The 22,711-nt window shown below is 64.8% G+C and carries 21 protein-coding genes; 18 read left to right on the top strand and 3 right to left on the bottom strand.

Going from position 1 to position 22,711, the window contains the following annotated elements; genetic code table 11:
- The first annotated feature begins 464 nt into the window (after positions 1-464).
- From KL771_RS00845 to KL771_RS00830, 4 genes are all read left to right on the top strand, one after another.
- Positions 465-1,766: a Ppx/GppA phosphatase family protein gene (locus KL771_RS00845; protein ID WP_390866501.1), complete on the top strand. Its 1,302-nt coding sequence runs from the start codon at positions 465-467 to the stop codon at positions 1,764-1,766.
- Between the two features lie 16 nt (positions 1,767-1,782).
- Positions 1,783-2,475, top strand: coding sequence for an RlmE family RNA methyltransferase (locus KL771_RS00840; RefSeq protein WP_261966671.1), 693 nt, complete (start codon positions 1,783-1,785; stop codon positions 2,473-2,475).
- 182 nt (positions 2,476-2,657) lie between these two features.
- Entirely contained in the window at positions 2,658-3,413 is a 756-nt protein-coding gene (locus tag KL771_RS00835) for a caspase family protein (protein ID WP_261966670.1), read from the top strand.
- A 40-nt stretch (positions 3,414-3,453) separates the two neighbouring features.
- The gene (locus KL771_RS00830) at positions 3,454-4,209 is read left to right on the top strand and encodes a caspase family protein (protein ID WP_261966669.1); all 756 of its coding nucleotides are present in this window, start codon (positions 3,454-3,456) and stop codon (positions 4,207-4,209) included.
- Positions 4,210-4,415: 206 nt separating this feature from the next.
- Here KL771_RS00830 and KL771_RS00825 read toward each other — a convergent pair whose 3' ends face one another.
- A complete protein-coding gene (locus KL771_RS00825) occupies positions 4,416-4,694 on the bottom strand; it encodes a hypothetical protein (RefSeq protein WP_261966668.1) in 279 nt (92 codons plus the stop codon).
- A gap of 264 nt (positions 4,695-4,958) precedes the next feature.
- On the opposite strand from KL771_RS00825, the gene guaB reads away from it, so the two are divergent.
- The 6 genes from guaB to KL771_RS00795 all read left to right on the top strand — a co-directional run bounded on the left by guaB (position 4,959) and on the right by KL771_RS00795 (position 11,280).
- Complete coding sequence (gene guaB / locus KL771_RS00820) at positions 4,959-6,461, top strand: IMP dehydrogenase (protein WP_261966667.1); 1,503 nt, start codon at positions 4,959-4,961, stop codon at positions 6,459-6,461.
- Positions 6,462-6,563: 102 nt separating this feature from the next.
- Positions 6,564-7,070, top strand: a complete 507-nt coding sequence (locus KL771_RS00815; RefSeq protein WP_261966666.1) for an MAPEG family protein — start codon at positions 6,564-6,566, stop codon at positions 7,068-7,070.
- A 29-nt stretch (positions 7,071-7,099) separates the two neighbouring features.
- A complete protein-coding gene (locus KL771_RS00810; protein ID WP_261966665.1) occupies positions 7,100-8,413 on the top strand; it encodes an RsmB/NOP family class I SAM-dependent RNA methyltransferase in 1,314 nt (437 codons plus the stop codon).
- 287 nt (positions 8,414-8,700) lie between these two features.
- Positions 8,701-9,702, top strand: a complete 1,002-nt coding sequence (locus KL771_RS00805; protein ID WP_261966664.1) for an ABC transporter substrate-binding protein — start codon at positions 8,701-8,703, stop codon at positions 9,700-9,702.
- A gap of 4 nt (positions 9,703-9,706) precedes the next feature.
- Positions 9,707-10,468 carry an ABC transporter permease gene (locus KL771_RS00800; RefSeq protein ID WP_261966663.1) on the top strand — a complete coding sequence of 254 codons (762 nt, stop codon included), beginning with the start codon at positions 9,707-9,709 and terminating at the stop codon, positions 10,466-10,468.
- Positions 10,465-11,280 carry an ABC transporter ATP-binding protein gene (locus KL771_RS00795; RefSeq protein WP_261966662.1) on the top strand — a complete coding sequence of 272 codons (816 nt, stop codon included), beginning with the start codon at positions 10,465-10,467 and terminating at the stop codon, positions 11,278-11,280. The genes KL771_RS00800 and KL771_RS00795 overlap by 4 nt, the downstream gene beginning before the upstream one ends.
- Positions 11,281-11,295: 15 nt before the next feature.
- Here the strand turns inward: KL771_RS00795 and KL771_RS00790 are convergent, their stop codons facing one another.
- Entirely contained in the window at positions 11,296-11,817 is a 522-nt protein-coding gene (locus KL771_RS00790) for a hypothetical protein (RefSeq protein ID WP_261966661.1), read from the bottom strand.
- Between the two features lie 235 nt (positions 11,818-12,052).
- Between KL771_RS00790 and KL771_RS00785 the strand changes: the two genes are divergently transcribed.
- The 4 genes from KL771_RS00785 (at position 12,053) to KL771_RS00770 (ending at position 17,516) form a co-directional block, all read left to right on the top strand.
- The gene (locus KL771_RS00785; RefSeq protein ID WP_261966660.1) at positions 12,053-13,069 is read left to right on the top strand and encodes a TAXI family TRAP transporter solute-binding subunit; all 1,017 of its coding nucleotides are present in this window, start codon (positions 12,053-12,055) and stop codon (positions 13,067-13,069) included.
- Between the two features lie 721 nt (positions 13,070-13,790).
- The gene (locus KL771_RS00780) at positions 13,791-15,809 is read left to right on the top strand and encodes a TRAP transporter permease (protein WP_261966659.1); all 2,019 of its coding nucleotides are present in this window, start codon (positions 13,791-13,793) and stop codon (positions 15,807-15,809) included.
- 169 nt (positions 15,810-15,978) lie between these two features.
- Positions 15,979-16,746, top strand: a complete 768-nt coding sequence (locus KL771_RS00775) for an ABC transporter substrate-binding protein (protein ID WP_261966658.1) — start codon at positions 15,979-15,981, stop codon at positions 16,744-16,746.
- 20 nt (positions 16,747-16,766) lie between these two features.
- The gene (locus KL771_RS00770) at positions 16,767-17,516 is read left to right on the top strand and encodes a hypothetical protein (RefSeq protein WP_261966657.1); all 750 of its coding nucleotides are present in this window, start codon (positions 16,767-16,769) and stop codon (positions 17,514-17,516) included.
- Between the two features lie 191 nt (positions 17,517-17,707).
- On the opposite strand, the gene KL771_RS00765 is transcribed toward KL771_RS00770, so the two are convergent.
- Positions 17,708-18,625 (bottom strand): LysR family transcriptional regulator, encoded by a 918-nt coding sequence (locus tag KL771_RS00765; RefSeq protein WP_261966656.1) that lies wholly within the window; start codon positions 18,623-18,625, stop codon positions 17,708-17,710.
- Positions 18,626-18,726: 101 nt separating this feature from the next.
- On the opposite strand from KL771_RS00765, the gene KL771_RS00760 reads away from it, so the two are divergent.
- From KL771_RS00760 to guaA, 4 genes are all read left to right on the top strand, one after another.
- Positions 18,727-19,341 (top strand): malonic semialdehyde reductase, encoded by a 615-nt coding sequence (locus KL771_RS00760; protein WP_261966655.1) that lies wholly within the window; start codon positions 18,727-18,729, stop codon positions 19,339-19,341.
- Positions 19,342-19,679: 338 nt separating this feature from the next.
- Positions 19,680-20,387: a PspA/IM30 family protein gene (locus tag KL771_RS00755; protein ID WP_261966654.1), complete on the top strand. Its 708-nt coding sequence runs from the start codon at positions 19,680-19,682 to the stop codon at positions 20,385-20,387.
- 45 nt (positions 20,388-20,432) lie between these two features.
- Entirely contained in the window at positions 20,433-20,711 is a 279-nt protein-coding gene (locus KL771_RS00750; RefSeq protein WP_261966653.1) for a YiaA/YiaB family inner membrane protein, read from the top strand.
- A gap of 251 nt (positions 20,712-20,962) precedes the next feature.
- Complete coding sequence (gene guaA / locus KL771_RS00745; RefSeq protein WP_261966652.1) at positions 20,963-22,513, top strand: glutamine-hydrolyzing GMP synthase; 1,551 nt, start codon at positions 20,963-20,965, stop codon at positions 22,511-22,513.
- Positions 22,514-22,711: the final 198 nt, after the last annotated feature.

Here is a 22,711-nt window from a genome sequence, read left to right as displayed (position 1 = left end):
ACCCGCCGGTCGCGGGTCGTCCATCCCCCGACGTCGTGACCGATGCGCCCGGCAAACGCCGGCGGCGCAGACGTAGGGGAAAGCGCTCCCGGTGGCCCTATGCGGCCGCGCGGGCCGGGGATCTGCGCGCCGGTCCGGGGACCCCTGGCGGCGGCAAAGCGAAATCCGACTCACCGCCGCATGCGCTGCCCGCCGGCAGTGCCCCTTCAACGTCTGCGGTCTCGGCAGCGGGGCCTGCCGCGGCCGGGGCGACCGGTTATGGGAAGGGCAATTCCGGCGACGATATGGCCTCGGATGGCGGACCTGCGGCTCGTGGTGCGCGTCTTTCGGGCCCCGGCCGGATTTCGGCCGGTGATCCGACGGCCAGCGTTCAGGTGGCCGGCGATCCGGTGGCCGGTGACCCGATATCCCGTGACCCGATATCCCGTGGCCCGATAGCCCGCGACCCGGGAGTCCGTGACCCGGTGGCCGCTGGCCTGCCGAACAGCGGCGGCCCGAGGCAGGCTTTCCCCGATGCGGACGCTTCGTGGCCGGCCGGCGGCCAGCGAACGGCCGCTCCGCCCGGTATCGATCTGCCGGTCAGGGAACCGCCCACGCTGCGCCGTCCCGGGGATCCCGCGGATGCCGGTCTCGGACTGCTCGACCGGCCGCCGGATGACGGGACGGACCTGCTGCCGCCGATCCCGATGGCGCTGGCCCATCATCATCCGGCCGAACGCCATATCGAGCCCGGCCATCACCATCCGCACGAGCGCGCGCCGGTTCCCCGGCGGATGCATCGCTATCTGCCGCTCTATGCGGCGCTCGATCTCGGCACGAACAATTGCCGCCTCCTGGTCGCCGAGCCGCAACGGCACGGTTTCCGGGTGGTCGACGCCTTCTCGCGCATCGTCCGGCTCGGGGAGGGGATTTCGCATTCCGGCCGTCTGTCCGAAGCGGCGCAGGACCGGGCGCTCGAAGCCTTGCGCATCTGCCGTGCCAAGCTCGACCTGCGCGGCGTCGAGCGCGCCCGCCTGGTCGCCACCGAGGCGTGCCGGATTGCCGCCAACGGCTCGCATTTCCTCGAACGCGTCTATGAGGAGACCGGGCTCGAACTGGAGATCGTCTCGCGCGAAACCGAGGCGCGCCTCGCCGTCGCCGGCTGCGCGAGCCTGGTCGACTGGCAATCGGACGGTGTGATCCTGTTCGACATCGGCGGCGGTTCTTCGGAACTGGTCTGGCTCGACCTTGCCCGGGGCGAACGCACCGGCGATCTGACCCGCCATATCCGCGCCTGGACGTCGCTGCCGGTCGGCGTCGTGACCCTGTCCGAGCGCCATGGCGGGGTGTTCGTCGACGAGACGGTGTTCGAGGCGATGGTCGGCCATGTCGACGATCTGCTCGAAACCTTCGACCGCGACGGCGAACTCGAGCGGGCGCTCCGTGAGGGCCGCTTCCACATGCTTGGCACATCCGGCACGGTGACCACGCTCGCCGGCGTGCATCTCGGGTTGAAGCGCTACGACCGGCGCCGCGTCGACGGCACCTGGCTCGACGACGACGATGTCTCGCGGATGATCGACCATCTGGTCGGTCTCAGCTTCGACGAGCGGGTGGCCAACCCTTGTATCGGGTCGGATCGTGCCGATCTGGTGCTGGCGGGCTGCGCGATCCTGGAGGCGATCCGCCGGCGCTGGCCGTGCCGGCGACTGCGCGTCGCCGATCGCGGCCTGCGCGAAGGTATTCTGACCGAACTCATGGCCGCCGACGGCATGTGGCGGCGCTAAAACCGAACGGTACCCTATGACCGAAGATTCCGGCGCCCCGCGCCTGCTCAAGGTGCGCGTCAAGACGGCGAAGAAGCGCACGCCGTCCTCGAACCGCTGGCTCGCGCGGCAGCTGAACGATCCCTATGTGGCCAAGGCCAAGCGGGACGGATGGCGCAGCCGTGCCGCCTTCAAGCTGATCGAGATGGACGACAAGTACAAGCTCCTGAAGCCCGGCCAGCGCGTCGTCGATCTCGGCTGCGCACCCGGCGGCTGGTGCCAGGTCGCCGCCCAGCGCATCCGGTCCGCCGATGCCGAACCGCGCGTGGTCGGTATCGACTATCTCGACATGGACGCGATCCCGGGCGTGATCGTGCTGAAGAAGGACTTCCTCGACGAGGATGCGCCCGACACGCTGTTCGCTGCGCTCGGCGGCGAGAAGGCCGACGTGGTGCTGTCCGACATGGCCGCGCCGACCACCGGCCATCACAAGACCGACCATCTGCGCACCACCCATCTGTGCGAGGTCGCGGCCGATTTCGCCCGCCAGGTGCTGAAGCCCGGCGGCGCCTTCGTCGCCAAGGTGTTCCGCGGCGGCACCGAAACCGAGCTTCTGGCCGGCCTGAAGCGCGACTACGCCTCGGTGGCGCATGTGAAGCCGCCGGCGAGCCGGCAGGAAAGCGTCGAGATGTATGTGGTCGCCCGCGGCTTCCGCGGCGCGCAAGAATAGTCCCGTCCTCACAAGGGGTTGCTTCGGATCCCCGGACGGAGGTACCGGGCGGGGGTGAAATTCTCGTCGGGGGAACGTTCTCTCGTGCCACCAATTCGATTGGCGGCCGGCGAGACCTGGACGGCGAGACAGAAGGTTGAGCGGGGGTGTAGCGTCCGGCAGGTGTATGCAGGAGCCTCGCCATGCCGAACCTGGTCCGATCCGTCCTCCGTCTTGCCGTTGTCGCAAGCCTGATCTCTGCGGGGGCAGGCTTCGCCTCGGCCGGCATCACCAATCCGTCGACGACGGTCGCAGGCGTGAAACGGGAAACCTTCCTGGTGATTCACGCCAGCCTGCCGGGCAGAGCCGCGCTCGACTGCCTGTCCCCCTGCAACGGCAGCCCGCTCTCGGAGGTCTTCGTTCGCCATTTCGGCCGCGAAACGCGGGCGTCCGCGTTTGCCGATGCGTTTACGACCGAAGTGGACACGATCAGCGGCGGTCGTCAGCGCAGTTGGAGCATGAATGCGGGATCTTCGAGCCGGGCGATCCTGCCGGACGGGTGCAAGCCGGTCGCGCTGGTGTTCGCCAATGCGGACTACAGGTTCGCGTCACGGCTGAGGGGTCCGGTGCTCGATGAACGGCGCGTCACGCAGCATCTGCGGTCCCTGGATGTCCCGACGACAAGCATCGTCGACGCGGATGGCGCGACGCTTCGCGCCGCCTTGAGCGCTTTCGTGTCCAAGCTCGGATCGGACAGCTGCGCGATCGTCTACCTCGCCGGGCACGGCGTCGACATCGACGGCCGTCACTATTTCGCAGGAACGGACATCGACACGTCGGGTGGCAAGGCGCCGGACGAGCAGGCGATCGACATCGACGACCTGCTGCGGCAGGTGGGCGACGGCGCCGTCGTCGTCCTCGACATGAACTTCAGCAAAGTGAAGCCATCGGTGCGTTGAGCCCGAAATCGCCCGTCACCGTCAAGGGAGCCTCCCGATCATGACCCCTTTCCACCTGAAGCCCGGTGCCTGCGCCACCGCAGCCGCGATGCTCCTCGTCGCCACGTTTGCCGCCGAGGCCCGTCTTGCCCGCGTGCCGACTGATTCCGCAGGCCTGGTCGTCATCGAGGCGACCCTCCCGGGGGAGAATGCGCTCGATTGTGCCGACAATCCCTGCACCGGCAGTGCCATGTCGCCGGTTGCGGCGACTGCCCTGGAGCGCGAGCAGACGGTCGCGCGGTGGTTCGATCGCATCTCGGCCGAGGTCGCCGGCCGGTCGGGCGGCCGCCAGCATGCCCGCCTGATCGCCCATGGTCCGGTCGACCGCGCCACGGTGCCGGCAGACTGCAAGCCGCTCGGGCTGGTGGTGGGCAATGCTGCCTATCCGGCCGGACTGCGCCTGCAGGCGCCTAAGCTCGACGCCGAACGCGTCGCCGCGCGATTCCAGGAACTCGGCATCGAGACGACCAGCCTGATCGACGCCGATCTGAAGACGCTCAAGGCCGGGATCTCCGCCTTCATCGACGGCGCGCCGGAGAATGCCTGCCTGTTCGTCTACTATTCGGGTCACGGCGCGACCGTGCAGGGCCGCCGCTATCTGCCGGCGGTCGATGTCAATGTCGGCACTCCGAAGACCTTCGCCGAAGGGTCGATCGACGCCGACGACCTGATCAACCGGATCGGCAGCGTGCCGGGTCCGAGCCAGATCGTGCTGATCGACAGCCATTTCCCGGCGACCTACGAGGGCGCTCGCTGAGGGGGCCCGCCACGCGATCGCCGGGGCGGCTCAAGTCGAACCCGGCGCGCGGCACTGCCGAACCGCGCCCTTGGGCGCCGAAGGCCTTCCCGGGTCGTCCGCCCTGACGCCGCACCGGACCGGCACTGCGCGGCGGTTGGGAAGGGCACCGGCCGAGGGGATTCGGCCGGGCTGTGCGCGCTGCAGGACCGCGGCTCAGAACCGGATCAGTCCTTGTCCTTCTTGTCTTTCTTGTCCTTCTTGCGTTCGGCCTTCATCGCGTCCCAGGCGGTTACGAATTCCTTCGCGGCCGCTTCGGCGAAGGCGGCACCGGATGCGTCGAGGGCCTTCGTGGCCGCCGTCAGGGTGACCGAGAAGTCCTTGTCGGCATCGCCCTTGTCGTTGGTCCAATGGGCTGTCAACTTGTCGCCGACGAGCTCGAGCTTCTTCACATCCTTATGGAATTTCAGTGTTTTGACCGTGGCCTTGAAGGTCGCCTCGTCCATACCGGTTCTCCCGTATCGCAAGTGATGTCCATTTTCGCCCGCAAGGGACGTCGACATCTATTTGGGATCGGCGACAGCCATGTCAAACGGCGGACCCGGCGTCGCCGCTGCGGCATGCCGATCGGGGCGTTGTGCGCTTCCCCCACCGTCGAAACCATGTTACTCACCCGCGCCAACTTCACCTTGAGACGACAGAGGCGATCGGCGACGGGATTCCCCCCTGCCGCGCGTCGGTCGTTCATCCATTCGAAAGGACAGTTGGCCATGGCGGTCTTCTACGAACCCGCACAGGGACGCGAAGCGCTTACCTTCGACGACGTGCTGCTGCTGCCCGGCCACTCCGAGGTCATGCCCGGCGAGGTCGACATCCGCACCCGGGTGACGCGCGAAATCGAGCTCAACATCCCGATCCTGTCGGCCGCCATGGACACGGTGACCGATTCGCGCCTGGCCATCGCCATGGCGCAGGCCGGCGGCATGGGCGTGCTGCATCGCAACTTCACGATCGAGGAGCAGGCCGAGGAGGTCCGCCGGGTCAAGAAGTTCGAGAGCGGCATGGTGGTCAATCCGATCGTGATCGGCCCCGACGCGACGCTCGCCGACGCGCTCGCGCTGATGAAGTCCTATCGTATCTCCGGCATCCCGGTGGTCGAGAACGGTGGCGCCGGCGGTTCCCGGCTCGGTCGCCTTGTCGGCATTCTGACCAACCGCGACGTCCGCTTCGCCTCCAATCCGAACCAGCGCGTCTACGAACTCATGACGCGCGAGAACCTGGTCACGGTGCGCGAAGGCGTGCTGCAGGAGGAGGCCAAGCGGATCCTGCACAAGCACCGGATCGAGAAGCTGCTGGTGGTCGATGCCGACTATCGCTGCATCGGCCTGATCACCGTGAAGGACATCGAGAAGGCGCAACTGCATCCCAACGCCGCCAAGGATGCCCAGGGTCGCCTGCGCGTCGCGGCCGCGACCACGGTCGGAGACCAGGGCTTCGAGCGCGCCGAGGCCCTGATCGATGCCGGCGTCGACATGCTGGTGGTCGATACCGCCCACGGCCATTCCCAGCGCGTGCTGGACATGGTCAGCCGCGTCAAGAAGCTCTCCAACCTGGTCCAGGTCGCGGCCGGCAACGTGGCCACCGCAGACGGCGCCAAGGCCCTGATCGATGCCGGCGCCGATGCGATCAAGGTCGGCATCGGTCCGGGCTCGATCTGCACCACGCGCGTCGTCGCCGGCGTCGGCGTGCCGCAGCTGACCGCCATCATGGACGCGGTCTCGGCCGCGGCCGACCAGGGTGTCCCGATCGTCGCCGACGGCGGCATCAAATATTCGGGCGATCTGGCCAAGGCGCTCGCCGCCGGTGCCGCGGTGGCGATGGTCGGCTCGCTGCTGGCCGGCACCGAGGAGAGCCCGGGCGAGACCTATCTGCACCAGGGCCGCAGCTTCAAGGCCTATCGCGGCATGGGCTCGATCGGCGCCATGGCGCGCGGCTCGGCCGACCGCTACTTCCAGGCGGAGGTGCGCGACACCCTGAAGCTGGTGCCGGAAGGCATTGAGGGCCAGGTGCCCTACAAGGGGCCGCTCGGCGCCGTGCTGCACCAACTCGCCGGCGGCCTGCGTGCCGCCATGGGCTATGTCGGCGCGCCGACCATCCCCGAATTCACCCGCCGCGCCCGCTTCGTCCGCATCTCCGGCGCCGGCCTGCGCGAAAGCCACGTCCACGACGTGACCATCACGCGCGAGAGCCCGAACTATCCGTCGAACATCTGACGGCGACCGGCACGGTGCCGGACGATCATCGAAACCCGTCGTTCCAGACCGGAGCGGCGGGTTTCGTCATCTTCCGGCCGGCGATTGCGGTTCGGATGGCCGGTGCCGCGCGGTGCCGGGTTGTGGTCCGGCAACCACGTGCGGCCGTATCCCAAGTCAAAACCGGAGATCGATCCCTTGACCCTTGCCGAACGCCTGCTCGTCCTTGCGCTGCTGGCCCAGATCGTCTGGACCTTCCTGGTCATGCTCGCCGCCGGCCGGGCCCGCTTCCACTCCGTGAGGGCCGGCAAGGCGCCGAAGCGAGCCATGCTGGAGCCCTATGGCTGGCCGGACAAGACGCAGCAAATCGCCAACAACATGAACAACCAGTTCGAAACGCCGACCCTTTTCTATGCCCTCGGGCTGCTGGCGCTGGTCCTGAAGCTGGTTTCGCTGCCGCTCGCCGTGTTTGCCTGGGTTTACGTTGCCGCGCGCATCGGGCATACGGTGGTGCATGCCGGTTCCAATGCATTGCGACGCCGAGGGCCCATCTTCCTGGTGGGCGTGGTCGCATTGATGATCATGACCGCGATGCTGGCCGTTCCGATCCTGGTCGGGCGGCCGGTCTGACCGGGCCGGCCTTCACGAACGGAACGACCATGAAGACCGGCGGGCGGCTCGAAGCCGCGATCGAAATTCTCTCCGACATCGAAACGAACCATCGGCCGGTCTCCGAGGCCCTGAAGGACTGGGGCACCAAGCACCGCTTCGCAGGCTCCGGCGACAGGGCCGCGATCGGCAACCTGGTCTACGATTCCTTGCGCAAGCGGTCTTCGATCGGCTGGCGGATGGGCGCGGAAAGCCCGCGCGCCCTGGTGCTCGGCACCTATGTCTGGACCTGGGGGCAGGGGCTCGCCGGGCTGGACGTGGCATTGGCCGAGCCGCATGCGCCGGCGCCCCTGTCGGACGACGAGCGGACCCGGCTCGGCACCGAGGACGGCCTCGCCGATGCGCCCGATCCGGTGCGCGGCGACTATCCGGCCTGGCTGGAGACCGCGTTCCTGCGCGTCTTCGGCGACGATGCCGCGGCCGAAGGCGCCGCCCTGGCGACGCGGGCCCCGGTCGACCTGCGCGCCAACGCGCTCAAGTCGACGCGCGACAAGGCCCTGAAGGCGCTGGAGGAGACGGGCGCCGTCGCCGGACGGCTGTCGCCGGTCGGCATCCGGGTGCCGGTGCCCGGCGGCCCCGGCCGCGCGCCGCATATCGAGAGCGAGCCGGCCTATCTGAAGGGCCATGTCGAGATCCAGGACGAGGGTTCGCAGATCGCCGCCCTGGTCGCGGCGGCCTTCGGCGGCACGCAGATCCTCGACCTGTGCGCCGGCGGCGGCGGCAAGACGCTGGCGCTGGCTGCGGCCTTCGAGAACAAGGGCCAGATCTACGCCTATGACGACGACAAGCGGCGGATGAAGGACATCTTCGACCGCCTGAAGCGTTCCGGCGTGCATGACGTGCAGGTGCGCACGCCGGGCAAGACGGACGTGCTCGCCGATCTGGCCGGCCGGATGGACCTCGTGCTGGTCGACAGCCCCTGCACCGGTACCGGCACGTGGCGCCGCCGCCCGGATGCCAAGTGGCGGCTGACCGAGGCGGCGCTCGAGGCGCGCATGGCCGAGCAGGACGCCGTGCTCGACGAGGCCGTGCGCTTCGTGCGGCCCGGCGGCCGGCTGGTCTATGTCACCTGCTCGGTACTGGCCGACGAGAACGAGGACCGGATCGCGGACTTCCTGATCCGTCACCCCGACTTCACGCTGATCGAGCCGCTCGCCGGCCTCGCCAAGACGGACCCGGCGACCGCGGCCGCACTTGCCCGCTTCGTGCGCCGCAACGAGCGTGTCGCCCCGGTCCTGCGGCTGAGCCCGGCCTCGGCCGGCACCGACGGTTTCTTCGTCGCCGTGTTGGAAGCGGCTGCCTGATCCTGCCTCTCGCGCCTCCGGGCGGCGCCGCGTCGTCCGGGGGCAGAGGACTGGCAGCGGCGCAAGATTGGGCGATTGCCCGATAATTGTATGCATGACATTTCGGCGGTTCGGATCGCGTCAAGGCCCGGAACCTATGCGCGGGATGCGATAGATTATCCACGGCAGCCGTTTGTCGGAAAAAGCTCATGTCTTAAATGAGCGGCGTGCGGTTGGCGTAGGGCTGGCACGCCGGTTGCAAAACAGGTCTGCGAGGCGGCGGACCTGCCGCGACCGGAGACCCATCCATGCCGACCGACCTGATTGCCGTTCCCTCCCGCCGCCATGTCCTGGGTCTCGGAGCCGGTCTCGCCGCCGCCGCGACGATCGGTGCGCCCGCCATCGTCCGCGCCCAGTCGTCGAAGATCCGGATCGGCTTCTGGCCGATCGCCGGCGGCCTGCCGCTCTATGCCGGCGTCGAGGCGGGCATCTTCAAGAAGGCCGGGCTGGATGTGGAGGCGGTCAAGTTCGCCAGCGCCGCGCAGGTCGTCGAGGCCCTGATCGCGGGCCGGCTTGAGGGTTCGGCCAACGGCACCGCCTCGGCGGCGATCGGCCTCGGCGAAATCACCTCGCCGAACCTCGTCCGGATCATCTGCTCCAATCCGAGCAACAAGCAATATGTGCTCGATGAGATGCTGGTCGGTTTCGACAGTCCGATCAAGTCGATCGCCGAACTCGCCGGCAAGAAGGTCGCCTGCGGCCCCGGCATCCAGAACGTGACGCTTGCCAAGGTCATCCTGGAGAAGAACGGCATCAAGGATCCGAAGCCGGTCGAACTGCCGATCGGCCAGCATGTGCCGGCGCTGGCCGCCGGCCAGGTCGACGCCGTCTACACGCTGGAACCGACCGGCACCGTCGGCCGGCTGAAGAAGGCCGCGCGCGTCCTGGAGACCGGCGTCATCTCGACCTATGTGCTCGACGACGAGAAGGCGCCCTGGTTCGGCGGCTCCGCCTCCGTGGCGACGACCTTCCTGGCCGCCCAGCCGGATCTCGCCAAGCGCTACATCGCCGCCTATGGCGAAGCGGTCGAGATGGTGCGCAAGCGGCCCGACGAGGTGCGCAAGTACCTGAAGGGCTATACCGGCATCGAGGAGGATCTCGCGGCGGAAGTGCCGCTGCCCGGCTTCACGCTGGCGCACGAGTTCACGCCGTCCGATGTGGCCTTCTTCCAGAAGTTCTTCGACGTCTTCACCGATCGCGGCATCTTCACGAAGAAGCTCGATGTCGGCGCCATGCTGTACAAGGCCTGACGCGATGGAGACCTTCGACGCACGCCGTCTCCTGCCCATCATCGGGCCTATCCTGTTCTTCGCGGTCTGGTACGTGGCCGTCGCCTACGGCCTGGTCAACAAGGTGCTGTTCCCGTCGCCCTTCGAGACGGTCGCCCATCTGTTCACGTCCTTCGGCAAGGGCGGCATGCAGGTCGACGTCGCGTCGACCTTCCTGCGCACCGGCACCGCCTTCGTCATCGCAGCCGCGATCGGAGTGCCGATCGGCGTGGCCCTGGGGGCGTCGGAATCCGCCTATCGCAGCGTCGAGTTCCTGATCGACTTCTTCCGCTCGACCCCGTCGAGCGCGCTGATCCCACTGTTCCTGCTGATCTTCGGCATCACCGATGCGAACAAGATCGCCATCGCCTCCTTCGCGGCCTTCCTGGTGATCCTGTTCAACAGCGCCTACGGGGTGATGAACGCGCGCAAGACCCGCATCCTGGCGGCGCGCGTGATGGGCTCGAATTCCTGGCAGATCTTCAAGGACGTGCTGATCTGGGAAAGCCTGTCGCAGACCTTCGTCGGCCTGCGCACCGGGGTCTCGATCGCACTCGTCATCGTCATCGTGGCGGAGATGTTCATCGGCTCGGAAACCGGGCTCGGCCACCGCATCATCGACGCCCAGCAGGTGCTGAACGTCAAGGACATGTATGCCTCGATCCTGATCACCGGGGCGCTCGGCTATCTCCTCAACCTGGCGTTCCTCCTCCTCGAGAAGCGCTTCATTCACTGGAGCGGCAAATGAACATGGCCGGACCGGACCTCGCCGCCGCGGCGGACCTGCCCATGGCGCTCCGGCGCGAGCGCACGCACATCACGGTGCGCGGCCTCAACAAGGCCTTCAAGGGCCAGCCGCTCTACCGCGACTTCGACCTCGACCTGCCGGAAGGCCGGATCGTCTCGATCTTCGGGCCGAACGGCTGCGGCAAGTCCACGCTGATGAACATGATCGCGGGCCTGATCCCGGTCGATTCCGGCTCGATCCTGTTCGACGGGAAGAGCCTGAAGCAGACCGTGATCGGCTACGTCTTCCAGCAGTACCGCGAGGCACTGTTTCCCTGGCTGAAGTCGATCGACAACATCGCCTATCCGCTGCGCCGGGCCGGCATGCCGGAACCTGCCGTCAAGGCCCGCGTCGAAGAATTGATCGCCTCCTTCGAGATCCAGTTCGACCTGAACCGCTACCCCTATGAACTGTCCGGCGGCCAGCAGCAGACCGTCTGCATCATGCGCGCACTGGCGCCGCGCCCCGAGGTGCTGTTCCTGGACGAGCCCTTCTCGGCGCTCGACTATGAGATGACGCTGTTCATCCGCGAAAAGCTGCAGGAAATCTACCTGAAGTCGGGCGTCACCATGGTGATCGTGTCGCACGACCTGGAGGATGCAGTCTACCTCGCCGACAAGGTGCTGCTCCTGACCCGTCGCCCGACGCGCATCGCCGAATATATGAGCTTCGACATGCCGCGCCCGCGCACGCCGGACTCGATGTCCGATCCGCGCTTCGTCGCCGCCAAGGCGCATGCGCTCGACGTGTTCCGGAGGGAGGTGAAGGGGTAGGGGCCTCCACCTGTGCTATGCACGTCGGCAAAGAACCACAGGCGTAAGCAGGTCCCTTCTATGCATAGATAAATACTTAAGAATATTCGGCCTCTCACCCGAGATCAAAGCGCTTCCACCGGTGCCTCGGGTGATTGCCACATTGCTTCGAATACGAAATTCCTCAAGTCTGTTCATTTTGCCAACAATGTCAGGAGCGTAAATTGTCAACATGTCATCTTTTGAATCTGAAAAAAATATACTGATGCTTCCATCTATTTGCGTCATTTGAACGATGTTAACATCCTCGGGTCCGCTTGAAAAAGTAAGAACGGTTCCATCGCCAGATTTATAACGATAGTCTACGCTGATCCAGCCGGTCGAAATTTCCTTCAGTGTATCTTTAAATGCCTTCCCGGACATTAGATTTGAACACAAAATATCGCCGGATATTGTTGATCTTTGTCCCTTATCAAAAATTGGTTCTTTGATCTGATAGCAAGATTGCAGGAAAAGGCAGGCTAATGACACAGCAATAAGCTTAAACGTCTTTGTCATAGTGACGCCACCCGGAAAGCTGAAACATTTTTTACTCTCTCTATGAGTGTATTTCGTCGATAGGCATTGTCAAGATAGTGCCGCCTCGTGATCGCTATCTGGGAGGGGATCCATTGTCGTGCAGGATTCCGAAGTCAGCTCGTGGTTTCAATTTGGGTTGCCCGATACCGTCGACCTGATAGCCTGCCGTCATCATCAGGGGCGGCGGGCGAGGGGCCCGCCCGGGAGCGACATCATGACTGTGACGAAGGCGTTGAAGCGGATCGTGGCGGCCGGTCTGGCGGTTGCCGTGGTGGCGGGGGCGGGCGTGGCGGCCGCCCAGCAGATGAGCTTCTTCCGGATCGGCACCGGCGGCACCGCCGGTACCTATTTCCCGATCGGCGGCCTGCTCGCCAATGCGATTTCGAACCCGCCCGGCAGCCGGCCTTGCGACCAGGGCGGCTCCTGCGGCGTGCCCGGCCTGATCGCCACGGCGGTCGCCTCGAACGGCTCGGTCGCCAACATCAACGCGATCGCATCGGGCGCGATGGAATCCGGTTTCACCCAGTCCGACGTGGCCTATTGGGCCTATACCGGCACCGGCGTCTACGAGGGTAAGGGCAAGGTCGAGGGCCTTCGCTCGATCGCCAATCTCTATCCCGAGACCATCCATCTGGTCGCCCGCAAGGGCGCCGGCATCAAGTCGCCGGCGGATCTGAAGGGCAAGCGCGTCTCGCTCGACGAGCCGGGTTCGGGCACGCTGATCGACGCCCGCATCGTGCTCGGCGCCTACGGCATCTCCGAGAAGGACATCAAGCCGGAATATCTGAAGCCGAACGCGGCCGGCGACCGGCTGCGCGACGGTGCGCTCGATGCCTTCTTCTTCGTCGGCGGCTATCCGGCCGGCGCGATCTCGGAACTGGCCACCTCGGCCGGCGTCGAACTGGTGCCGATCACCGGGCCGGAATCGACCAAGATCCTGGCCGACTACAAGTTCTTCGCCAAGGACAGCGTCCCGGCCGGGACCTACAAGGATGTCGGCGCGATCGAGACCATCTCGGTCAACGCCCAGTGGGTCACCTCGACCAAGATCGCCGATGACCTCGTCTACGGCGTCACCAAGGCGCTCTGGAACGACAATTCGCGCAAGCTGATGGATGCCGGCCACGCCAAGGGCAAGGCGATCCGCAAGGAAACCGCCCTCGACGGCCTCGGCGTGCCCCTGCATCCCGGCGCCGAGAAGTTCTACAAGGAAGCCGGCCTCCTGAAGTGACGACTTGAGGTTGCGGCCGGGATTTGAGGCTCGCGAGTTCTCCAGCCGCCCGATCTCCAGGTTTTCCCCTTCTCCCCCTGCCAAGGGGGAGAAGGTGGCCGAAGGCTGGATGAGGAGGCCTGGATAGCCCAGTGGTGCCCAGGATTCCGGTACGAAGGCGGGGTCGCCATCACCGTGCGGGCAGGCAGGTGACGGGCATCGTCCCCCTCATCCGCCCTTCGGGCACCTTGTCCCCCCTCCGGAGGGAGAAGGGGATGGAGCCGCGGGGTCGGGACTTGCTGGTGGCCTGCAGACCTGAGCGCGGGAAAGGTCCGGCTGGACGAGAGTCTGGATGGCGTGCCTGAAGGCAGAAACTTAGGTAGGCGCTGGCAAGCCGAAACTCTGCCCTCGCAAGGACTTCCAACCGCCCAATCCCGCGGTTTTCCCCTTCGCCCCCTGCCAAGGGGGAGAAGGTGGCCGAAGGCCGGATGAGGGGGCCTGGATGCCGAAGCGTCGTGAAGGACCGGCGGTTCGGAGCGGCGGGGCTGGCGGCCGGACCGCCACATTGGGGCGTTGACGCGTGATCGACCCCCTCATCCGCCCTTCGGGCACCTTCTCCCCCCTTCAGGGGGCTAAGGGATGGCGCGCTGAGGGATTGAGGAAATCGCCCCGGCCGTCCTTTTCCTCCGCATGCGCAACGACGTCGATATCCCCGCAGACAGGCCATCCACCGGACCCTTCGATGACCCAGCTTGAACTCGACGAAGCCAAGGCGCGCGAACTTGAGGAGAAGTTCGATCCCGAAATGCGCTTCCGGCCGCTCGGGTCGCTGGCCGGCCGGATCGTCGGCGGTGCGCTGGTCGTCCTGTCGCTGTTCCACTACTACACGGCGGGGTTCGGGCTCCTGTCCGAGATGCTGCATCGGGGCATCCATCTCGCCTTCGTGCTCGGCCTGGTCTTCCTGGTCTTCCCCGCCACCCCGCGCGGCTACTCGGCACCGCCGGCCGGCCGCCTGCTGGCGCCGCTGGGCATTCCGCTGCTCGACTGGGTTCTCTTCGCCGCCGCACTCGCCGCCGTGCTGCATGTGCCGCTGATCCCGCTCGACGATCTCGCCTTCCGGGTCGGCAACCCGACCAGCACCGACGTGGCGCTCGGCGCCATCCTGATCGTGCTGCTGATCGAGGCCAACCGGCGCACCATCGGCTGGCCGCTGCCGCTGATCGCCATCTCGTTCATGGCCTATGCGCTGTTCGGCCCGCAGATGCCGGGCATCTTCGTGCATCCCGGCGCGACCGTGTCGCAACTCGTCAACCACCTCTACCTGACCAGCCAGGGCATCTACGGCGTCGCGCTCGGCGTCGTCGCCACCTACGTCTTCCACTTCGTGCTGTTCGGTGTGTTCGCGACCCGGATCGGGCTCGGCCAGCTTTTTCTGGATTGCGCCGCCTGGGTGGCCGGCCGCTATGCCGGCGGCCCGGCAAAGGTGTCGATCTTCGGCTCGGCCCTGTTCGGCATGATCTCGGGCTCCTCGGTCGCCAACACGGTCACGGTCGGCTCGCTGACCATCCCGATGATGGTCCGCCTCGGCTACAAGAAGCACTTCGCCGCCGCCGTGGAATCGACCGCCTCGACCGGCGGCCAGATCACCCCGCCGATCCTCGGCGCGGCCGCCTTCCTGATGATCGAATTCCTGAACCTGCCCTACACCACGATCATCCTGGCCTCGATCATCCCGGCCTTCATGCATTTCTTCGGCGTCTTCATGCAGGTCCATTTCGAGGCCAAGCGCGACGGGCTGCGCGGCCTCCGGCCCGACGAGATGCCGGACCTGAAGGCCGCCTTCAAGCGCGACTGGCCGACCGTGATCCCGCTGGTCGGCCTGATCTACATGCTGTTTTCAGGCTACACGCCCTATCTCGCGGCCTTCACCGGCATCACGCTGGCGGTGCTGGTCGGCCTCTTCAACCCGATGCGGCGGATGCGGCCGATCGAGATTTTCGAGGGGCTGCGCGACGGCGCCAAATATGCGCTCGCGGTCGGCGTCGCCTCGGCCTGCGTCGGCATCGTCGTCGGCGTGGTCACGTTGACCGGCGTCGGCTTCAAGATCTCCTTCATCGTCACCTCTTTCGCCGCCGACATGGCGCAGGCGACCGCGGCCCTGCTGCCGGCCTGGCTGATGGGCCTGCAGACGCTGACGCTCCTGTTCACGCTGATCTTGACCGCCATCGTCTGCGTGCTGATGGGCTGCGGCATCCCGACCACGGCGACCTACATCATCATGGTCACGGTCGCCGCCCCGGCGCTCGGGCTCCTCGGCGTCGAGCCGATCGTGGCGCATTTCTTCGTGTTCTATTACGGCGTCCTGGCCGACATTACCCCGCCGGTCGCCATCGCCGCCTATGCGGCCGCCGGAATGGCCGGGGCTGACCCGTTCAAGACCGGCAACACCGCCTTCCGGCTTGCGCTCGGCAAGGCCCTGGTGCCGTTCGTGTTCGTCTTCTCGCCCTCGATCCTGCTGGTCGCCAAGGGCTTCAACTGGCCGGACTTCGCGACCGCCTTCGCCGGCTGCGTGATCGGCATCACCTTCCTGTCCGCGGCCTTCTCGGCCTATCTCCTGGTGCCGGCACGGCTGTGGGAGCGCCTCGTGCTCGCAGTGGCGTCGTTCCTGCTGATCGCGCCCGAAATCTGGTCCTCTATCGCCGGTCTCGTCCTGGCGGGCCCGGTCATCCTGGCGCAGTTGGCGCGTAGGCGGGCAATTTAACGACGCAACCGGAAAACTTAGCTTGAATTTTCTTATGTGCGCTTGTAAGGACTCAAAATCCGTGTTACAAAGTGACAGTATTAATTATACAATTTCAGTTCAAAGATATGGTACGAGCGAGTTACATCGCTGCCTGGTAATTTTGTAGTTCGAGAATATGGAGTTAAAAATGACATGGTTGGTACGTTTCGCGACTTTATATTTTACCGCAATGTTTACATTTGCAACTCAAGCAGCCGATGATTTAAAGGTTGGATTGATCGCTCCCCTAAGTGGACCGCTTTCTATTATTGGCACCGAAGTTGTTCAAGCCAGCAAGCTGAAGATAGCTATGCTGAACGCAGGCGGTGGTATAGATGGAAGGAAAATTAGTTTAATTGAAATTGACTCGTCGTGTACACCAGGTAAAATATTGAGAAATGAATATCTTATTGCCGACCTTGACTTTGCAGTTGAATATAATTGTGGAGTGAACATTATGGCTAGTTTAGATGTTTTTCAAAGGCATAACGTTCCCCATTTGGTTTATGAGTTGTCAGAGCGTTTTGCACCCGAAATTTATTCGGGCGTCGGAATCTTTGCTAAACCGGAGTTGGTCAAATTATTTAAAGTCGAAAGAATGCTTAAAGAAAATAGCCAAGACATTACAAAGCATGCAATACTTGGGTATTCTTCGTTAGAAATTTTTGAACAAGCTATGCGCATCTCGAAATCATACAAAAGGCAAGATGTACTGAACGTTATTAAATTCAAAGAATTTCAAACTTCTGCGGGAGAAATCAAATTTAACACACATCAAAATCCTGTTTCTAGTTCATTTTTGATGGATATTTGGCAGAAGGAAGATGATTGCCCAAAATGCCCGAAAGCTGGGATGTGCCCCCAGGCGATTGCGGCAATGATCATCGAGAAAAAGGTCTGCAACAAAACCAAATGAATTCGCTTGGGAGCCATTAGATGTATGATATTTTTAGAAGAGAAAAAGCCAAGAAAGATGTAAGTAAAATCTATTTATTTGGTATTGAAGTTGGTGGCTGGGGTGCCGCGCTTGCGCTCCTTCTTTCGGTAATTGGTTTGGTATGGCAGGCATGGGGATATGTAATTGGTCCGGATGTGCGAATATATCCAATTCGTAGTTTGGAGTTTACTTGCTCCCACCAGAATGGCAGTGAATGCAAAGAGGATGCGAATCTTATAGTTGTTGTTGACCGTTTAGCACTTGCGAATTTTGGAGCTCAGGGATTTGACGCATCCGTAGACCCTGGAGAAGCTCAACTTGATTTGCTTGATGTCAAAGATCAGGTGATATTTTCAATTATCTTGACGGCTCAATATTATACTGAACGCACTCAGATAAGTATTGAACAGAAGTCAGCTTCCAAAATTTTCCTGAAGACTGGTTCTGGGGTCGATTTTGAGGTGGCTTACTATCCCCGCATGAAGATTAGCGTTGATGGCAAAGTTGACCGAAAAAACTTCATAATTTGGTCAGATTTCAAAAATTATCTTGAAAAAGGAGTAAACGGTAAGGAGGTTCAGCGGATTCGAGTAACGTTAAAGCCTTCGGCCTTGGGTCGAAATTGGTCTACACTGAAAGCGACTTGTATAGTCGTTGCGGATGAAAGGATGAGAAATTCCAATCGTGATCCTTTGATTGGTACAATACCTAGGGATTGCGCGGATTTGAACGAGTTAAAGCGTATTTAGTAAATATAAAAAGCGGGAACTGGCAAAATTTATTGTAAACTCAATTGATGCAGTTGTCTTATAAAATAATATATTTGCTATGGATTCAGTTTTGCCTGGATACATTTTAATTGAAGAATCATTGTCCAATAAACGAATCCTGCTTACAATTTATTGATGAAGTAATTCTGCTCTACCATCGGTCGCTTTGGCTATTGCCGGAAATGGCCGGGGCATCGTTGCAACCGGGTGCGGAGGTCGGCGACGAACCATTGTCCGGCCACCCCGAGCGGTCGGTCGCGCGGTTTCAGGATGTGCAGGGGCAGGGAGGCGGGGGGCGCGCCGGAGATTGCTAGCGTCGCCAGTCTTCCGGCCGCGATATGGCCTTCGACCATATGGCGCGGCATGTTGCACCAGCCGAAGCCGCCGAGCAGGAACTCCAGCCGCGTGCTCATATCGGCAAAGCGCCAGATGCGCCGGCTGATGATGCCGCCGAACCGATCGCGGGTCAGCGGCGTGCGGTCGGTCAGCACCAGTTGAACCTCGTCGAGCAGGTCGGCCGGCGCCAGCGGTCCCGGCCGCGCCGCGAGCGGATGGGACGACGCGACGACCGGCACCAACTGCACGCGGGTCAGGAATTCGGTATCGAGATCGGCGCTGTCCGGGCCTTCCCGATGCACGCCGATGGCCAGCCGCACGACGCCTTCGCGCAGACGGCTTTCCGGCCCGCCGAGCCCCTCGGTGAAGACCGTCACGGCGAGGCTTTCGTAGCGGGCGGCGACCGCCCGCAGGGTATCGGCCAATACCGCGACCGGAAAGATCGCATCGACCGCGACCGGCAGGTCCGGTTCGAGGCCTGCCGCCATGTCGGCGACGCGCGCCTTGAGGGCCCGCGCACTGTCGACCAGCCGTCGCGCATCGCCCAGGATGGCGCTGCCGACCTCGTTGAGCACCGGCGTGCGCCCAGAGCGGTCGAACACCGGCAGGCCGAGCGTCGCCTCAAGCGTCTGCACCGCCTGGCTGACCGCCGACTGCACCCGGCCGAGCCGCCGGGCGGCCCCCGAGAAACTGCCGGTCTCGGCGACGGCGATCAGGACGCGCAGCTGGTCGAGCGTGAGGTTTTCGATCATCCATCACCATTGCCGATAGATTGTGCCGGTTTAATGCCGATTGCTGCGATGCACATTGAGGCCTATTTCGGGTTCATACAAGACTTTCGAGGATGGCTCCCATGAACGCTCCCGCCCGCATCGCCGCTGCCGACCGCCTCGCCGAGGCCGATCTCGATCTTCTGTTCCGCGAGGCGCGCACCTACAACGCCTTCCAGGACCGTGCCGTCTCCGACGCATTGCTGACCGAGGCCATCGAACTGGCCAAGATGGGCCCGACCGCCGCCAACACCCTGCCGATGCGCGTTGTCTTCGTGAAGAGCGCCGAGGCCAAGGAAAAACTGAAGCCCACCTTGTCGCCCGGCAATGTCGACAAGACCATGGCGGCGCCGGTGACCGCGATCGTCGCCTATGACCGCGAGTTCTTCGAGAAGCTGCCGCGGCTGTTCCCGCATGCCGATGCCCGCTCGTGGTTTGCCGGCAATGCCGCCTTCGCCGAGAAGTCGGCCGCCCAGAGCAGCACCCTGCAGGCCGCCTATCTGATCGTCGCCCTGCGCGCGCTCGGCCTCGATACCGGCCCGATGACCGGCTTCGACGCCGACAAGGTCGACGCCGCCTTCTTCGCCGACGAGCCCTGGCATGCGACCATGCTGATCAACATCGGCTACGGCGACCGCGCGACCCTGTTCGGCCGCCTGCCGCGGCTCGAAGCCGACGAGATCGCCCGCTTCGCCTGACCAGGCCTGATCGCGATCCCGTCTCGACGGGGTATCGGCTTCCGGCCGCGGCCCGTCGCCGGTGACCACCCAGTGGGAATCGCGCTGCCGACGGCCCGCCCGATCCCACCGCGACTGCACCGGCAGGGCCCGCACCCTGCCGGTGCCTTTGTGCGTGGCGATGTCGGCCACCCGATCGCTTCCGGATCGGCTTTCCATCCATACCCGCCGCACGAGTCCTTCGCAGTCGTCCATCACGGTGTCGTGAGGGGTGAGGGGATTGGTGTTTCCTGTCTTGAACATTGTTCATTATGCGGTATGGTCTGCATATGAACAATGTTCATAACGGGAGCGAACCGATGCTCAAGACCATCATCACCCTGATGCGCGGCGAGGCGGCCGCGGCCGAGGAGGCCTTCGCGGACCGCCACGCCCTGGCGCTGCTCGACCAGCAGATCCGCGACGGCGCCGCCGCCCTCTGTGAGGCCCGCAAGGCGCTCGCCGTAGCCATCGCCGGCGACCGCGCGGAGGAGGGCGGCATCGCGGCCGCCGAGGCGCGCATCCGCGACCTGGAGGCCCGCGTCATGGCCGCGCTCGAAGTCGGCGACGATCGCCTCGCCGAGGAGGGCGCCGCCGCGATCGCCGGTCTGGAGGCCGATCGCGGCGCGGCAGTCGAGTCCCGCCGCCTCTTCGCCGCCGAGATCGGGCGACTCAAGGCCCATGTCGCCGATGCCGAGGCCCGGCTCGCCCGGCTCGACCGCGGCCGCCGCACCGCCCGCGCCGCGGAAGCGGTCCGGACCCTGCGCCGCGGCCGCATCGAGACCCCGTCGCTGCACCGCGCCACCCTGCGCGAGGCTGAGACGACGCTCGAGCGCCTGCGCAGCCGGCAGAGGCACGTCGCCGACGCCGAGGCCGCGCTCGACGGCCTGGAACGCGAGACCGGCCCGGATGCCGTCGCCGCCCGCATGGCCGCCGCCGGCCACGGCCCGCGCCCCTCGGCCACCGCGAATGACGTGATCGCCCGTCTCAGGCGGCGCATGGCCGGCGACCCGCCCGCCGGCCTCTGAACCCATCCCCGTACCGAAACTCGGCTTTGATCGAAGGAGACCGCCATGACCGCCACCGCCCATCCGCATACCTCCGCCTGGGTCAGCTTCACCTATGCGTCGACCTTCGCCGCCGCCGGCCTGGTCGCCACCGGCGTCCTGTTCCTGCCGGTCGACTGGTGGAGCAAGGGCTATCTCGGCATGGGCATCGTCACGCTCGTGCAGTCGATCGTGACGCTGACCAAGACGCTGCGCGACAATCACGAGGCCGGCCGGCTCGCCAGCCGCATCGAGGATGCCCGCACCGAGCAGATCCTGATGCGCGTCAAGGGGACCGACATGTGATGGATGAAGGGGCGGGGCGGGGGGCACCGCAATGGCCCGTGTCCCGCCCGCCCGACCTGGCGAGGCGGCGCCCGTCGGCCGGGCTACCGGGGCGGGCCGGTGCGCCGTGCTGATCGCGCGCGACCTGAGGGAAAGCGCCCCGCCGGACGCCCCGATATCCGCCCATGGAGCCGGCTTGGCCGCGCACGGCATGGCTGGTGCGAGGCCGCGGAAATCTTGCGCGCGGCGGTCGAACGCCTTAAACCCCGTCCATGCACACGAACTCTGTCCTCATCGTCGATTTCGGCTCGCAGCTGACGCAACTGATCGCCCGTCGCGTCCGCGAGGCCGGGGTCTATTCCGAGATCGTCCCCTACCAGAAGGCCGAGGCCGCACTCGCAGCCATGCGCCCGAAGGCGATCATCCTGTCCGGCGGTCCGGCCTCGACGACCGAGGACGACAGCCCGCGTGCGCCGCAGGCGGTGTTCGAGGCCGACGTACCGGTGCTCGGCATCTGCTACGGGCAGATGTGCATGGCCGAGCAGCTCGGTGGCCGGGTCGAGAGCGGCCATCACCGCGAATTCGGCCGCGCGCTGGTCGACGTGAACAAGCCCTCGGCCCTGTTCGACGGCGTCTGGGGCGCCGACGAACGGCACACTGTCTGGATGAGCCATGGCGACCGCATCGTCGCCCTGCCGCCGGGCTTCGAGGTCGCCGGCACGTCGGAGAACGCGCCCTTCGCGATCATCCAGAACGAGGCACGCAAGTTCTACGGCTTCATGTTCCACCCGGAGGTGGTGCACACCCCCGACGGCGCGAAGCTTCTGGCCAATTTCGTCCACCGCGTCGCGGGTCTTCCCGGCGACTGGACCATGGCGGCCTTCCGGCAGGACATGATCGCGCGCATCCGCGCCCAGGTCGGCTCGTCCAGGGTCATCTGCGGCCTGTCCGGCGGCGTCGATTCCGCGGTCGCGGCCGTTCTGATCCACGAAGCGATCGGCGACCAGCTGACCTGCATCTTCGTCGATCACGGCCTGATGCGCATGAACGAGGCCGAGGAGGTGGTCCGCCTGTTCCGCGGCCACTACAACATTCCGCTGGTCCATGTCGACGCCAGCGAGACCTTCCTCGGCGCGCTCGCCGGCGTCTCCGACCCCGAGCAGAAGCGCAAGATCATCGGCCGCCTGTTCATCGAGACCTTCGATGCCGAGGCCGCCAAGATCGGCGGTGCCGATTTCCTCGCCCAGGGCACGCTCTATCCGGACGTGATCGAGAGCGTCTCGGCCGTCGGCGGCCCCTCCGTGACGATCAAGTCGCACCACAATGTCGGCGGCCTGCCCGAGCGCATGAAGATGAAGCTGGTCGAGCCGCTGCGCGAACTGTTCAAGGACGAGGTCCGCGTGCTCGGCCGCGAACTCGGCCTGCCGGAGGCCTTCGTCGGTCGCCATCCCTTCCCGGGTCCGGGCCTCGCCATCCGCTGCCCGGGCGGTATTTCCAAGGACAAGCTCGACACGTTGCGCAAGGCCGACGCGATCTATCTCGACGAGATCCGCAAGGCCGGCCTCTACGACGCCATCTGGCAGGCCTTCGCGGTGCTGCTGCCGGTCCAGACCGTCGGCGTCATGGGCGACGGCCGCACCTACGAGCACGTCCTGGCGCTGCGCGCCGTCACCTCCGTCGACGGCATGACCGCCGACTTCTACCATTTCGACATGACCTTCCTGGCCCGCGCCGCCACCCGCATCATCAACGAGGTCAAAGGCGTCAACCGCGTCGTCTACGACGTAACGTCGAAGCCGCCGGGAACGATCGAGTGGGAGTGAAAGATGCAAGTTCACGGCGTTTCGCGAACGATCGCCACATCCTCATAACTGGCTGAAATAAAACAAAAAATCGGACGATCACTATCGGAGCCTATCGCCTTGAAGCGATGGGACTTGACGGTACGCGCGACGGTACGTGATTTTCGCCGTCAGCCGGATTCTTGCCCGACGGTCAGGCCGAAAACGGAAGCGCCCCAT

It is taken from the genome of Prosthecodimorpha staleyi (genome assembly GCF_018729455.1).
Classification (GTDB): Bacteria; Pseudomonadota; Alphaproteobacteria; order Rhizobiales; family Ancalomicrobiaceae; genus Prosthecodimorpha; species Prosthecodimorpha staleyi.
Note: the sequence above shows the minus strand (reverse complement) of the source record. Positions and strands in the feature narration are given on the sequence as shown.

Excerpts from the sequence above, each read along its gene's own strand:
- KL771_RS00830 (WP_261966669.1), top strand. The coding sequence starts at position 3,454 with ATGACCCCTTTCCACCTGAAGCCCGGTGCCTGCGCCACCGCAGCCGCG.
- KL771_RS00760 (WP_261966655.1), top strand. The coding sequence starts at position 18,727 with ATGAACGCTCCCGCCCGCATCGCCGCTGCCGACCGCCTCGCCGAGGCC.
- KL771_RS00780 (WP_261966659.1), top strand. The coding sequence starts at position 13,791 with ATGACCCAGCTTGAACTCGACGAAGCCAAGGCGCGCGAACTTGAGGAG.
- KL771_RS00795 (WP_261966662.1), top strand. The coding sequence starts at position 10,465 with ATGAACATGGCCGGACCGGACCTCGCCGCCGCGGCGGACCTGCCCATG.
- KL771_RS00785 (WP_261966660.1), top strand. The coding sequence starts at position 12,053 with ATGACTGTGACGAAGGCGTTGAAGCGGATCGTGGCGGCCGGTCTGGCG.
- KL771_RS00825 (WP_261966668.1), bottom strand. The coding sequence starts at position 4,694 with ATGGACGAGGCGACCTTCAAGGCCACGGTCAAAACACTGAAATTCCAT.
- KL771_RS00775 (WP_261966658.1), top strand. The coding sequence starts at position 15,979 with ATGACATGGTTGGTACGTTTCGCGACTTTATATTTTACCGCAATGTTT.
- KL771_RS00810 (WP_261966665.1), top strand. The coding sequence starts at position 7,100 with ATGAAGACCGGCGGGCGGCTCGAAGCCGCGATCGAAATTCTCTCCGAC.
- KL771_RS00840 (WP_261966671.1), top strand. The coding sequence starts at position 1,783 with ATGACCGAAGATTCCGGCGCCCCGCGCCTGCTCAAGGTGCGCGTCAAG.
- KL771_RS00805 (WP_261966664.1), top strand. The coding sequence starts at position 8,701 with ATGCCGACCGACCTGATTGCCGTTCCCTCCCGCCGCCATGTCCTGGGT.
- KL771_RS00770 (WP_261966657.1), top strand. The coding sequence starts at position 16,767 with ATGTATGATATTTTTAGAAGAGAAAAAGCCAAGAAAGATGTAAGTAAA.
- KL771_RS00790 (WP_261966661.1), bottom strand. The coding sequence starts at position 11,817 with ATGACAAAGACGTTTAAGCTTATTGCTGTGTCATTAGCCTGCCTTTTC.
- KL771_RS00755 (WP_261966654.1), top strand. The coding sequence starts at position 19,680 with ATGCTCAAGACCATCATCACCCTGATGCGCGGCGAGGCGGCCGCGGCC.
- KL771_RS00835 (WP_261966670.1), top strand. The coding sequence starts at position 2,658 with ATGCCGAACCTGGTCCGATCCGTCCTCCGTCTTGCCGTTGTCGCAAGC.
- guaA (WP_261966652.1), top strand. The coding sequence starts at position 20,963 with ATGCACACGAACTCTGTCCTCATCGTCGATTTCGGCTCGCAGCTGACG.
- KL771_RS00800 (WP_261966663.1), top strand. The coding sequence starts at position 9,707 with ATGGAGACCTTCGACGCACGCCGTCTCCTGCCCATCATCGGGCCTATC.
- guaB (WP_261966667.1), top strand. The coding sequence starts at position 4,959 with ATGGCGGTCTTCTACGAACCCGCACAGGGACGCGAAGCGCTTACCTTC.
- KL771_RS00765 (WP_261966656.1), bottom strand. The coding sequence starts at position 18,625 with ATGATCGAAAACCTCACGCTCGACCAGCTGCGCGTCCTGATCGCCGTC.
- KL771_RS00750 (WP_261966653.1), top strand. The coding sequence starts at position 20,433 with ATGACCGCCACCGCCCATCCGCATACCTCCGCCTGGGTCAGCTTCACC.